The sequence below is a fragment of the Pararhodobacter oceanensis genome (genome assembly GCF_003076755.1).
In the GTDB taxonomy this organism is placed as follows: Bacteria; Pseudomonadota; Alphaproteobacteria; order Rhodobacterales; family Rhodobacteraceae; genus Pararhodobacter; species Pararhodobacter oceanensis.
The window spans coordinates 165,308-177,985 of record NZ_QDKM01000005.1; the positions used below are offsets into that span (position 1 = coordinate 165,308).

10 protein-coding genes are annotated in these 12,678 nt (G+C 65.8%); 6 read left to right on the forward strand and 4 right to left on the reverse strand.

The window, feature by feature from the left end:
- Nucleotides 1-50 precede the first annotated feature (50 nt).
- Both mnmC2 and DDE20_RS12625 read left to right on the forward strand, forming a co-directional pair.
- Nucleotides 51-707: a tRNA (5-methylaminomethyl-2-thiouridine)(34)-methyltransferase MnmC2 gene (mnmC2, locus tag DDE20_RS12620; protein ID WP_116558862.1), complete on the forward strand. Its 657-nt coding sequence runs from the start codon at nt 51-53 to the stop codon at nt 705-707.
- Nucleotides 704-1,582, forward strand: coding sequence for a DMT family transporter (locus DDE20_RS12625; protein WP_116558863.1), 879 nt, complete (start codon nt 704-706; stop codon nt 1,580-1,582). The genes mnmC2 and DDE20_RS12625 overlap by 4 nt, the downstream gene beginning before the upstream one ends.
- Nucleotides 1,583-1,968: 386 nt before the next feature.
- On the opposite strand, the gene DDE20_RS12630 is transcribed toward DDE20_RS12625, so the two are convergent.
- On the reverse strand, nt 1,969-2,274 hold the full coding sequence (locus tag DDE20_RS12630) for a hypothetical protein (protein WP_116558864.1): 306 nt from the start codon (nt 2,272-2,274) through the stop codon (nt 1,969-1,971).
- A 221-nt stretch (nt 2,275-2,495) separates the two neighbouring features.
- Here DDE20_RS12630 and DDE20_RS12635 point away from each other — a divergent pair, with 221 nt between their 5' ends.
- On the forward strand, nt 2,496-4,091 hold the full coding sequence (locus DDE20_RS12635) for a GMC family oxidoreductase (protein WP_116558865.1): 1,596 nt from the start codon (nt 2,496-2,498) through the stop codon (nt 4,089-4,091).
- Between the two features lie 307 nt (nt 4,092-4,398).
- Here the strand turns inward: DDE20_RS12635 and DDE20_RS12640 are convergent, their stop codons facing one another.
- On the reverse strand, nt 4,399-4,854 hold the full coding sequence (locus tag DDE20_RS12640) for an Lrp/AsnC family transcriptional regulator (protein WP_116558866.1): 456 nt from the start codon (nt 4,852-4,854) through the stop codon (nt 4,399-4,401).
- 230 nt (nt 4,855-5,084) lie between these two features.
- Here DDE20_RS12640 and DDE20_RS12645 point away from each other — a divergent pair, with 230 nt between their 5' ends.
- Both DDE20_RS12645 and DDE20_RS12650 read left to right on the forward strand, forming a co-directional pair.
- Nucleotides 5,085-6,179, forward strand: coding sequence for a TAXI family TRAP transporter solute-binding subunit (locus DDE20_RS12645; RefSeq protein WP_116558867.1), 1,095 nt, complete (start codon nt 5,085-5,087; stop codon nt 6,177-6,179).
- Between the two features lie 185 nt (nt 6,180-6,364).
- Entirely contained in the window at nt 6,365-6,691 is a 327-nt protein-coding gene (locus DDE20_RS12650) for a hypothetical protein (RefSeq protein WP_133240352.1), read from the forward strand.
- Nucleotides 6,692-6,712: 21 nt separating this feature from the next.
- Here DDE20_RS12650 and DDE20_RS12655 read toward each other — a convergent pair whose 3' ends face one another.
- The gene (locus DDE20_RS12655) at nt 6,713-7,702 is read right to left on the reverse strand and encodes an MDR family oxidoreductase (RefSeq protein ID WP_116558869.1); all 990 of its coding nucleotides are present in this window, start codon (nt 7,700-7,702) and stop codon (nt 6,713-6,715) included.
- Nucleotides 7,703-7,999: 297 nt separating this feature from the next.
- Between DDE20_RS12655 and smc the strand changes: the two genes are divergently transcribed.
- A complete protein-coding gene (gene smc, locus DDE20_RS12660; protein ID WP_116558870.1) occupies nt 8,000-11,449 on the forward strand; it encodes a chromosome segregation protein SMC in 3,450 nt (1,149 codons plus the stop codon).
- Between the two features lie 288 nt (nt 11,450-11,737).
- Here the strand turns inward: smc and DDE20_RS12665 are convergent, their stop codons facing one another.
- Nucleotides 11,738-12,607: a branched-chain amino acid aminotransferase gene (locus DDE20_RS12665; RefSeq protein WP_116558871.1), complete on the reverse strand. Its 870-nt coding sequence runs from the start codon at nt 12,605-12,607 to the stop codon at nt 11,738-11,740.
- Between the last annotated feature and the right edge of the window lie 71 nt (nt 12,608-12,678).

Genomic DNA, 12,678 nt, shown 5'->3' on the forward strand with positions numbered 1-12,678 from the left:
TCCCCGAGTGTCACGCCAAGGTCAGCGCGTTCCTAACGTGCATTTCTCCGATGAACCACCCTTCGCTCAGCTGGACCGACAGTGATTGCCCGGTCGCCACGGATTTCGACGACCCCTATTTCACCGGCGGTCTCGGCGAGGTGCGGCATGTGTTTCTGGCGGGCAACGGCTTGCCGGCGCGGATGTGCGACGGGTTTGCGGTGGCGGAGCTGGGGTTCGGCACCGGTTTGAACCTGCTGGCCTTGGCGCAAGTGTATGAGGGGGCAGGGATCTTGCGGTTTACCTCCTTTGAAGCCTATCCGATGCGCGCCGAGGATATGGCCCGCGCGCTGGCGCCCTTTGGCTTGCCGCAAACCGAGGCTCTGGTGGCGCAATGGGCGGATGCAACGGGGCCAGTGCGGGAGATTTCGCTGCAGGGCGTTGAGGCGCGTATCCATATCGGCGATGCGCGCGAGACCTTGGCGGCATGGGACGGGCGCGCGGATGCGTGGTTTCTCGACGGGTTCGCACCCGCGCGCAATCCCGAGTTATGGGGCGAGGATTTGATGCAAGAGGTCGCGCGCCATACCGCAGCAGGCGGCACGGTCGCCACCTATACCGCCGCGGGCCATGTCAGGCGCGCGCTCGAGGCCGGTGGATTTGTGATCACACGCGCGGCGGGCTATGGTCGCAAGAAACATATGACAATTGGCAGGATGCCCGAATGAGCAGCAAGAGTAACCCCAAAGCCGGTGTCTGGCTGATGCTGGCGGCGATGTTTGTTTTCGCGGTGACCGACGCGCTGTCGCGCTATATGGCCAGCGAATACAACGTCTTCATGGTGATCATGGTGCGCTATTGGTTCTTTGCGGTGTTTGTCATCGCCTTGGCCTCGCGCAGCGCTGGCGGGGTGATGAAAGCCGCGCGTTCGAAAATCCCGCTGATCCAAGGCTTCCGCAGCGTGCTGATCGCGGTCGAGGTCTTGGTGATGGTCGCGGCCTTCACCATTCTGGGGCTGGTCGAGAGCCACGCGGTGTTTGCGGTTTACCCGTTGATGGTGGCAGCGCTTTCGGGGCCGGTCTTGGGCGAAAAGGTCGGCTGGCGGCGCTGGTTGGCGATTGGCGTCGGCTTTATCGGCGTGTTGGTGATCCTGCAGCCCGGCTTCGGGGTGTTTCAGGTCGAGGCGTTGATCCCCCTGCTGGCGGCGGCGATGTTCGCGCTCTACTCGCTGCTGACGCGCTATGTCTCGCGGCATGACAGCAGCGCGGTGAGCTTTTTCTGGATGGGGGTGATCGGCGCATTGGTAACCACCGGGATCGGGGTGTTTTACTGGCAGCCGATGACCCAGAGCGACTGGGGCTGGATGGCAGCCCTATGTGTGACCGCGGCGGGCAGCCACTATATGTTGATCCGCGCCTATGAGTTCGCCGAGGCGAGCGCGATCCAGCCCTTGGCCTATTCGCAGCTGGTGTTTGCCTCGGCGCTGGGGATGTTCATCTTTAGCGAGACGCTGCGCAATAATGTGGCGATTGGCGCGGGGATCGTGATTTGCGCGGGGCTGTTCACCCTCTGGCGCGAGCGGGTGGTGAAACAGCGGGATTGAGGCGACGCTGAGGCGTTAAGGGACGCGCCCGAGACTGGGTGGGCGCGACTGCCCTCGCCACTGCGCGGTGTGCTTCAAAGCACGGACGACGCATGCGCCGCTGATGACATCGCCAATGCGCCCTCCCGGGGGGAGGGTCGGGCGCGGCCCGTGGTTCCCACGGGCCAAACGGTTGAACAGTGGCGCCTCAGTTACCAGCGCCGCCTGAACCCGCCTTTCATTAAACCACTGTAACGAAAGCACAGAGGGTTGCGCACGATACTGGGGACGCACCCTTTCCACAGCGTGGGTTGGGCTTTGCCTGACATCGCCACTGCGCCCTCCCGGCGGGAGGGTCGGGCGCGGCCCGGCGGTGGCGCCGGGCGAAACAGAGGTTTGCGCTTGGCTTACGAGCAGCTGCGTTCGGCGGCGGCGCCGAAGGCGCGGTAGCGGGCCCAAAACTCATTGTCCCGCCGCGTCGGCGACATGCGCACGCGCTGTGCCTCATCCGGCTCGGAGAAGAACCGCGCGGCGCGGCGTTGCTCGCTGCGGGTCAACGTGTTGCGGGCCACCGAATCGATGCAGCGGCAGAGCGCGCGGTTGGACTGCGCCCGGTCCGAGCGGTTGCAGGCGGTTTCCAACGGTCCGGCAATGGCCGCCGCGGGCGCCAGCAGCGCCAGTCCCAGCGTTGCGGTTAGGAGTAAATGCTTCATCTCTGCCTCGATCCGGTCTGTGCGGCATTTAACGCCGTCTTGATGCGGTGGATACTCTGACCTGATGTAGCAAAAAACCGGATTTTCAACAACCGCTAGGGATAGCATCAGCGACCTTCCCCACCGCAAGACTTACAGTCGATCCCGATGCGATCGGCCCCACCATCTGCGCGTTGCATCCGAATCACAGGCTGCTACTGTCGCTGCAGGCGGAGGCGCGGATGGCAGATTACGACTATATCATCGTGGGAGCAGGCAGCGCCGGAGCGCTCTTGGCCAATCGGCTGAGCGCCAAAGCCAAGGTGCTTTTGCTCGAGGCGGGGGGCCGCGACAATTACCTCTGGGTGCATATTCCGGTGGGTTATCTCTATAGCATTGGCAATCCGCGCACCGACTGGCTGCTGAAAACCGCGCCAGAGGCGGGGCTGAACGGGCGCAGCCTCTTGTATCCGCGGGGCAAGATATTGGGCGGCTGTAGCTCGATCAACGGCATGCTCTATCTGCGCGGGCAGGCGGCGGATTACGACCTTTGGCGGCAGATGGGCAATACCGGCTGGGGCTGGGAGGATGTGCTGGGCTATTTCAAGGCGCATGAGGATTATGCCGCCGGAGATTTGGACGCCGAACCCGGTGAGATGCATGGCGTGGGCGGTGAATGGCGGGTCGAGAACCAGCGGCTGCGCTGGGATATTCTGGACGATTGGGCCAAGGCTGCCGCCGAGACCGGCATCCCCGCAACGGCGGATTTTAACACCGGCGACAATGAGGGCGTCGGCTATTTCAAGGTCAACCAGCGGCGCGGCTGGCGGTGGAATACCGCCAAGGCGTTCTTGCGCCCCGCGCGTGGGCGGCGCAACCTTGAGATCCACACCAGCGCGCAGGCACAGGGGCTGATTTTCGACGGCGCGCGCTGCGTCGGCGTGCGCTATCTGCGCGACGGGCATCCCGTAGAGGCGCGCTGCAATGCGGAGGTGGTGCTCTCGGCGGGGTCGATCGGCTCGACGCAGCTGTTGCAGCTCTCAGGCGTCGGGCCGGGGGCGGTGTTGCAAGAAAACGGGATTGCCACGCGCCATGACAGCGATGTTGGCGAGAACCTGCAGGATCATCTGCAACTGCGCATGGCCTATAAGGTGACGGGCGCGAAGACGCTGAACACGATGGCGGGCACATGGCTGGGGCAGGCGAAGATCGGGCTGCAATATGCGCTGGCGCGCAGTGGGCCGATGTCAATGGCGCCCAGTCAATTGGGGGCCTTTGCGCGCTCGGGCCCCGATGTGGCGCGCGCCGATCTGGAATATCACGTGCAGCCGCTGTCGCTGGGCGCCTTTGGCGAGACGCTGCATAGGTTTCCGGCGATCACCACCAGCGTCTGCCATCTGCAGCCCGAGAGCCGCGGCACGGTGCGGATAGCCTCGCCCGATCCCATGCAGCCGCCGGTGATCGCGCCGAACTATCTGAGTGCCGAGGCCGACCGGCAGGTGGCGCTGCGCGCGATCCGGCTGACCCGCAGGATCATGCAGGCGCCGGCTTTGGCGCGCTACCGGCCCGAGGAGTTCATGCCCGGCGCGCAGGCGCAGAGCGACGCGGAAGTTATGCGCGCGGCGGGGGATATCGGGACGACGATTTTCCATCCGGTGGGCACCTGTCGCATGGGGGTTGATCCGCGCGCGGTGGTCAGCCCTGAGCTGCGGGTCAATGGCGTCGAGGGGCTGCGGGTGGTCGATGCCTCGATCATGCCGAGTATTATCAGCGGCAACACCAATTCCCCGACGCTGATGATCGCCGAGAAGGCGGCGGCGATGATCCTGGCGGGGTAGGGGGGCCGATGCGGCCAACACAAAGTGCGAAGGGACGCGCCCGACCCTGGGTGGGCGTTTGAGCGCTTTCCACGGCGCGGCCTGCTTCAAAGCACGTATGTCGGTCGGGATTTGACTGACATCGCCATGCGCCCTCCCGGGGGGAGGGTCGGGCGCGGCCCGTGGTTCCCACGGGCCAGAGGGTTGGGGGCGTTGCCCCCTCGGCCCTGCGGGCCTCACCCCCAGGATATTTGGGGCATAAAGTGGGGCAATTTTAGGCAAATTGTATGGGTTTGCGGATTGATCGGGTGGCTCAGACAGTTTGCGCTCAGACGGGGAGGCCGGTGAAGGATTTGAGCTGGTTCATCACGATCTGGCTTTGCACCCGGGCGACGGCGGGGTCGGGCAGCAGGCGGTCGTGGATCAACTGGTTGAGCGCGGCGAGATCGGCGCACCAGACATGCAGCAGATAATCGGCCTCGCCGGTCAGGGTCCAGACGCTGATCACCTCGGGCTGGGCCTGCAACAGACGCTCGAAGCCCTTGGCGCGTTCGGGCGTATGGGTGGACATTTGCACCTGCACGAAGGCCTGCACAGTGAGCCCGATGCGCGCGGGGTCGAGGCGGGCGGAATGGCCGGTGACATAGCCCTCGCTTTCCAGCCGCGCACGGCGACGGGCGGCCTGCGAAGCGGAGAGGTTGATGCGCTCGCCCAGCTCTTGCGCGGTCAACATGGCGTTATCCTGAATGGCTGCGAGGATTTTGGCGTCGATCTGGTCCAGCATGGCGGTTTCTCGCGGGGTTTGAGGGGATGTTGCGGATTTCCCGCATAGTCTGCCGGTTTTTACGCGGCGGGTCAAAAGCCGATCCGGCGCGCGCGGATCACGCGATCGTCGGGGGCGCGGGGTGTTCGCGGGGCGAAATTAACGCTATTGCGGCTTGATAATTATCGTCAGATCGCCATGCTTTCCACGCTGTTTGACGGTTCCGGCACCGGTTTTGATTGGAGAACTCTATGCGTTTCATCCGCCCGCATCTGCTTGCTTTGGCTTTGGCCGCGCCACTTGCCGCGCTGTCGGGGGTGACGGCGGCGGCGCAGAGCGAGCCGCGTGTCTATACGTTGGCGACGGCGAATGCGGGGGGCACCTATTATCCGGTGGGGGTGGCGCTGGCGTTACTGACCAAGATCAACCTCGCCAGCCAGTTCGGCATTGATATGGAGGCGGTGGTCTCGGGCGGGTCGGTGGATAATATCTCGATGATGGAGGCCGGCCGCGCCGATTTCGCGTTCTTGCAGGCGGTGGGTATGGCGGCGGGCGCTGCGGCCGAGGTGTCTGCGGAGGCTGAAGAGACCAGCGGCGAGACAGCCACCGAGGCGACCTCTGGCGCGGCAAACGCGGTGCAAGCGCTGACCGCGGGCGAGGATCTGCGGGCGGTCACCATGCTCTGGCCGGATGTCGCGCATTTTCTCCTGCGCGCCGATCTCGCCGAGGAGGGCACGCTGGCGGATTTGCAGAACCTGACCGGACTGGGGTTTTCGCTGGGCCCGGCGGGGTCGAGCACCGAGCAGATCAACGCGCTGATCTTCGAGGCGCTGGAGCTGCCCTATCAGGAGTGGAATCCGGTCAATGAAACCTACCGCGATTCGGTGGAATCCCTGCCCGAGGGGCGGATCGCCGGGGTGAATATCGAATCCGGTCTTGGCGTCGGCGCGGTCTCCAATCTGATGACGGCGATGGGCGACAGTGTGGTGTTGCTCTCGGTTTCGGATGCGGAGCTGGCGCGGATCTCGGAGGTCTTGCGCAGCGCCGCCACGGTGTCGATCCCGGGCGGCACCTATGCCGGTATGGAGGAGGCGGTGCAGTCGATTGCGGTGCCGAATTTTCTGGCGGTGCATGCGGATGTGCCCGAGGAGGATGTCTACCGGATCACCCGCGTGATGTTCGAGAATCTGGAGTATCTTTGCGAGGTGCATCAGGCGGCCTGTCTGTTGTCGCTGAGCATGGCGCAGGACGGTTTGCCGGTGCCACTACATCCCGGCGCGGCGCGGTATTTCGAGGAAATGGCCGATGAGAGTGATCTGATTGTCGAGGGTGACGACGACAGCTAAACGGCGCCGCGCTTCGGGGCGCGCGCGATCCATGCTAGAATAGAGGCTTTCAAGCTGGTTGCGTTTTGGCTGTCCCGCAGGGGCATTCAAGGCGCGGCAGGCGATAGTGAAAGGGTCATTCCATGGGATTTCGGGTTATTTCGGCCGTGTCGGCTTCGGTGTCTGCGTCAGCTTCAGCGTCAACCTTGGTGGCAATCGCAGTGCTTGGTCTGGGCGCGGCGGCGCTGGCTGATCAGGGCGGAGATGCGGCGGCTGAGGCGCAGGTGCAGGTGCAAGCGGTGGCCACGGCCTGCGGCACGGGCAGCAATATGCCGGTGGAACTCTGCACTTGCATCGGCACGCAGGCCTCCGCGGAGTTGAACGCGGATCAGCAGGCATTTGTGATCGCCGCCTTTGCGGGCGATGACGCCGAGGCGCAGCGCTTGCGCGGGGTGGTGCCGCCGCTGGAACTGGCCGCGGCGGCGATGTTCATGGTCAACGCACCGCGGGACTGCGCGGCGGGTGGTGACTAGGGCGCTAATCAACCGCCCGCGTCAGGCGTTGACATCGACCAGCACACGGCCCTGCACCTGCCCCTTGAGGATCGCCGCGCCAAGATCGGGCAGATCACTGAGCGTCGCGGGCTGCACCATCGCCTCGAGTTTCTCGACCGGCAGATCGCGGGCGATGCGGGTCCATGCGCGCACCCGGTCGGCATAGGGGCGCATCACAGAATCGATGCCCAAAAGGTTCACCCCGCGCAGCAGGAAGGGGATAACGGTGGCGGGCAGGTTCGCCCCACCCGCCAGACCCACCGAAGCCACCGAGCCGCCATATTGCATCTGGCCCAGCACCCGCGCCAGCATCGGGCCGCCGACACTGTCGATACACCCCGCCCAGGTCTCGGCCTCGAGCGGGCGTTTGACGGTCTCGGCCAGCTCTTCGCGCGGCACAATGCGGTGGGCGCCGAGATCGCGCAGATAGGGCTCCAGCGCGGGGCGACCGGTGACCGCCGCCACCTGATGGCCGAGCCGCGACAGCACCGAGACCGCCACCGAGCCGACGCCACCACCGGCGCCGGTGACCAGCACCTCGCCATTGCCGGGGGCGAGCCCGTGATCCTCAAGGCTCATGATCGCCAGCATCGCGGTGAAACCGGCGGTGCCGACCGACATCGCCTGCCGCGTGGTCAAGCCCTCGGGCAGCGGCACCAGCCAATCGGCATTGACCCGTGCGCGTGTGGCGTAACCGCCCCAATGCACCTCACCAACCCGCCAGCCGGTGAGCACCACCTTATCGCCCTCGCGGTAACGCGGATCCTCGGAGGCCTCGACGGTGCCGGCGAAATCAATGCCCGGCACATGCGGGTAATTGCGCACCAGCCCGCCGCCCGAGGTCAGGCAGAGCCCGTCCTTATAGTTCAGCGTCGAATATTCCACCGCGACGGTGACATTGCCCTCGGGCAGGCGGCTGTCCTCAAGATTTTGCACCGAGGCGTGGGTGTCGCCGGATTCGGCTTTTTCGACAACGAGCGCTTTGAACATTTGGCTGACCCTAACGGTTGAGTGATTTTCCGCAGTGTGGCGCGAAACCGCCCATCGCATCAAGGGGCCAATCCATCTGGCCCACAGGGGAGGGATGGCGCTGTTTCACGCAATATCTTGTGGATAAGGGTGCAGATCACGCCATATCGGGCGGGGTTTCATTGACAGGGGCGCAGCGGGGCCTGAGACTGTGCGTTCTTGCATTTGACCGGATTCTGGTATTTGGCAAGGCGCAAGGGCGCGCTATTGGCGGCGCGAGACCCGGATAAAGAGCAATATGCCAAGAAGGACAGGCACGTGCATTTTACGCGGCTCCGGCTCAACGGTTTCAAAAGCTTTGTGGACCCCACCGAATTGGTGATCCGCGAGGGGCTGACCGGTGTGGTCGGGCCGAATGGCTGCGGCAAATCCAACCTTTTGGAGGCCTTGCGTTGGGTGATGGGCGAAAACCGCCCCACCGCGATGCGCGGCTCGGGGATGGAGGATGTGGTTTTCGCCGGCACTTCGTCACGCGGCGCGCGGGCCTTTGCCGAGGTCGCACTCAGCCTTGATAATGCCGACCGGCTGGCGCCTGCGGGGTTCAACGATTCCGATTTTCTTGAGGTCTCGCGCAGGATCACCCGTGATGCGGGCTCGGCCTATAAGGTGAACGGCAAGGATGTGCGGGCGCGCGACGTGCAGATGCTGTTTGCCGATGCCTCGACCGGCGCGCATTCTCCGGCCTTGGTGCGGCAGGGGCAGATTTCGGAACTGATCAACGCCAAACCCAAGGCGCGGCGGCGGATCTTGGAGGAAGCGGCGGGGATCTCGGGCCTCTATCAGCGGCGTCATGAGGCGGAGTTGCGGCTCAATGCCACCGAGGCGAATTTGGAGCGCGTCGGCGATACCGTTGACCAGATGGCGCAGCAATTGACCGTGCTGGCGCGGCAGGCGCGGCAGGCGAAACGCTACCGCGAGATTGCCGTGGAGTTGCGCCGCGCCGAGGGGATGCTGCTCTATCGGCGCTGGCGCGAGGCGTCCTTGGCGCGCACCGAGGTGCAGACCGCGCTGAGCGCGGCGGTTGCGCAGGCGGTGACTGCCGAGCGGCTGGCGCGCGAGGCTTTGGCAGCGCGCGAGGCCAGCGAGGATGCGCTGCCGCCCCTGCGTGAGGAAGAGGCGATTGCCGGTGCGATCCTGCAGCGCTTGCAGGTGCAGCGCGACACGCTGGCCGATCAGGAGGCGCGCGCGCGTGACACCGTGCGCACCCTGATGGCGCGGATCGAGCAGCTACGTTTGGATGCGCAGCGCGAGGCCGGATTGGCGGCGGATGCGGATGAGAGCATCGAGCGGTTGCAATGGGAAGACGAGCAGCTGGCGCAGGCCGGTGAGGGCCATGAGGAGCGCTTGGCCGAAGCGGTGGATGCGGCGCGTGAAGCGTCGGATGTGCTGGCCGATATCGAGGCGCATCTGACCGAGGCGACCGAGGATGTGGCGCGTTTGGCAGCAAGGCACCAATCGCTGTCGCGGCAGGCCTCTGAGGCGCAGGCCGAGGGCACGCGCGCGGCCTCGGGCGCGCAACGGGCGGCGGATGAGGCGGCGCAGGCGGCGCAGGCTCTGGCCGATGCCGAAGAGGCGCAGGAGGAAAGCGCCGAGGCGCGCGAGGCTGCGATTGAGCTGTTGGAGGCCACCGAGGAAACTCTGATTGAGACCGAAGCAGCGCGCGGGGATGCGCAGGCGGAAGAGGTCGAAACCCGCGCCGCGCGGGCCGCTGCCGAGGGCGAGGTGACCGCGCTGGCGGCGGAATTGGGCGCGCTGGACCGGCTGATTGCCCGCGACCGCGATGCCTCGGGGGCGATACTGGACCAGATCGGCGTTGATCCGGGCTATGAGCATGCGCTGGGCGCGGCTTTGGCCGATGATTTGAATGCGCCATTGGCGGAGGGTGGCTCGGGTTGGCACGCACTGCCCGCCTATGAGACTGAGGCGGCTTTGCCCACGGGCGCGGCATCGCTGGCGGCGCATGTGCGGGCGCCCGAGGCGCTGGCGCGGCGTTTGGCGCAGGTCGGTGTGGTCGCGGCGGGCGAGGCTGCGGCTTTGCATGCGGCGCTTTCTCCGGGGCAGCGGTTGGTGACCCGCGAGGGCGATCTCTGGCGTTGGGACGGGTTGATGCAGCGCGCCGAGGATGCGCCGAATGCGGCGGCAATCCGGCTGACCCAGATCAACCGTGCTGAGGCGTTGCGCGAGGAATTGGACGAGGCCGAAGCGCGGCAGGACATGGCGCGTGAGGCGCATGAGGCGCGGCAGGCGCGACTGGCGGAACTGACCGAGGCTGACCGCATGGCGCGCGATGCCCGCCGCGCCGCCGAGCAGCGGCTGAGCGAGGCGAATCGCGCCGCCAGCCGCGCCGAGGCGCAGGCGAGCCTGTTGCAGTCAAAACGCGAAACCGCAGCTCTGGCGCTGGAGCGGATGCAGGGCGAGGCGGAACAGGCCGAGGAACGGCTGGCCGAGGCGCAGGACGCTTTGGCGGGGCTCGAGGATCTGGACACGGCGCGCGCGGGGCTGGAGAGCCTGCGCACACAGGTCGAGGCCGCGCGGATGGCGATGATGGCCCGCCGCGCCGCGCAGGAGGAATTGCGCCGCGACGGGTCTGCCCGCCGCAGCCGCGCGCAGGAAGTGGCGCGCGATATCCAAAGCTGGGAAAGCCGCAAATCCACCGCCGCGCAGCGCATCCATGATCTGGAAAGCCGCGCCGAAGCCGCCGCCGAAGAGCTGGAAGAGGCCAATGCCGCGCCCGAGGAAATACAGGCGCGCCGCGAGGAATTGGGCGAGGCGATTGCCGAGGCCGAAGCGCGGCGCAATGCCGCCGTCGAGGCGCTGTTGACCGCGGAAAGCGCGCTCAGGGCGGCGCAGGAGACCGAGCGGGCGACAGAGCGCGGCGCCGGTGAAGCGCGCGAGGCACGGGCGCGGGCCGAGGCGCGGGTCGATGCGGCGGGCGAGGCGGTGACGCTGGCCGCCAACCGGATCGCCGATGAGCTGGACGCGACGCCGCAGGGCCTGTTGAACCAGCTTGAGGTTGCGGCGGATGCGATGCCCGAAGTGGCGCAGCTCGACACCGATATCGCGCGGCTCAAACGCGCCCGCGACGGGCTCGGCGCGGTCAACCTGCGCGCCGAGGAAGACGCACGGGCAATCGAGGAGGAGCACGGGCTCTTGGTGTCCGAGCGCGCCGATCTGGAGGCGGCAATTGGCAAGCTGCGCAACGGGATTGCGGCGCTGAACCGCGAGGGGCGCGAGCGGCTGCTGGCGGCCTTTGACGAGGTGAATAGCAATTTCGCCACGCTGTTCACCCATCTCTTTGGCGGCGGCGAGGCGCGGCTGGTGCTGGTGGAATCCGATGATCCTTTGGAGGCGGGGCTGGAGATCCTCTGCCAGCCGCCGGGCAAGAAACTGTCGTCGTTGAGCCTTCTGTCCGGTGGTGAGCAGACGCTGACCGCGCTGGCGCTGATCTTCGCGGTGTTTCTGGCCAATCCGGCGCCGATCTGCGTGCTCGACGAGGTCGATGCGCCGTTGGATGACGCCAACGTCATGCGGTTCTGTGACCTCTTGGACGAGATGACCCGGCGCACCGAGACGCGGTTCCTGATCATCACCCATAACGCGCTGAGCATGGCGCGGATGGACCGGCTGTTTGGCGTGACCATGGCCGAGCAGGGGGTCAGCCAGTTGGTCAGCGTCGATCTGCAGCGGGCCGAGGCGCTGGTGGCGTGAGGGGTTAGGGGGCGTTGCCCCCTCGGCCCTTTGGGCCTCACCCCCAGGATATTTTTGGACAGATGATGGGGGCGGGGTGTTGTGCTGAGGGGCGCGCCCGAGCCTTGGGTGGGCGCAACTGCCCTCGCCACTGCGCGGGGCGCTCAAAAGCATGGATGTTGGTGGGGCGGTGAGTGGCATCGCCAGTGCGCCCTCCCGGGGGGAGGGTCGGGCGCGGCCCGTGGGAACCACGGGCCAGAGGGTGGCGCGGCGCGGAGTGAAAAAGGGAGCCCGAGGGCTCCCTTTTGGTCAGCTGCGGACCAGTTTTTCATAGGCGTCCGAGACATTGCGGGTCAATTGCCCGACCTCGAACATATAATCGCCGATCTGCGCCACCGGGGTGACCTCGGCGGCGGTGCCGGTGAGGAAGCATTCGGTGAAGGACGAGAGTTCCTCGGGCATGATATGGCGCTCATGCACGGGGATATTCATCTCGGCCAGCATGCCGATCACCGTCTGCCGGGTGATCCCGTTGAGGAAACTGTCGGGCAGCGGCGTATGCACCTCGCCGTCTTTGACAAAGAACACATTGGCGCCGGTCGCCTCGGCCACATAGCCGCGGTAATCCATGAACAAGGCGTCCGAACAGCCTTTGGACTCGGCGATATGTTTGGACATCGTGCAGATCATATAGAGACCGGCGGCCTTGGCATCGACGGGGATCGTCTCGGGCGAGGGGCGTTTCCACTTGGCGATGTCGAGCTTGGCGCCCTCCCATTTCGCGTCGCCGTAATAGGCGCCCCATTCCCAGACCGCGACCGCCATCCGCACCGGATTGCGGCTGGACGCGACACCCATATCATCGCCGGCCCCGCGCCAAGCGACCACCCGCACATAGGCGTCGCTCAGGTTGTTGGCCTTGAGCGTGGCCTCTTTGGCGGCCTCGATCTCGTCGATCGAATAGGGGATCGGCATGTCCAGAAGCTTGCCGGATTCCAGCAGCCGTGCCGAATGTTCGCGGCTTTTGAAGATCTTGCCGGAATAGCAGCGCTCGCCCTCGAACACCGAAGAGGCGTAATGCAGGGCGTGGGTCAGGATATGGACGTTGGCCTCGCGCCAAGGCACCAGTTCGCCGTCCATCCAGATAAACCCGTCTCTGTCGTCATATGCACCGGCCATAGGAGCCTCCGATTGCTTGGTTTTTAACTTTGTTGCGCATTATGGGGGCGAGCCGTGCATAAAGTTGCGCC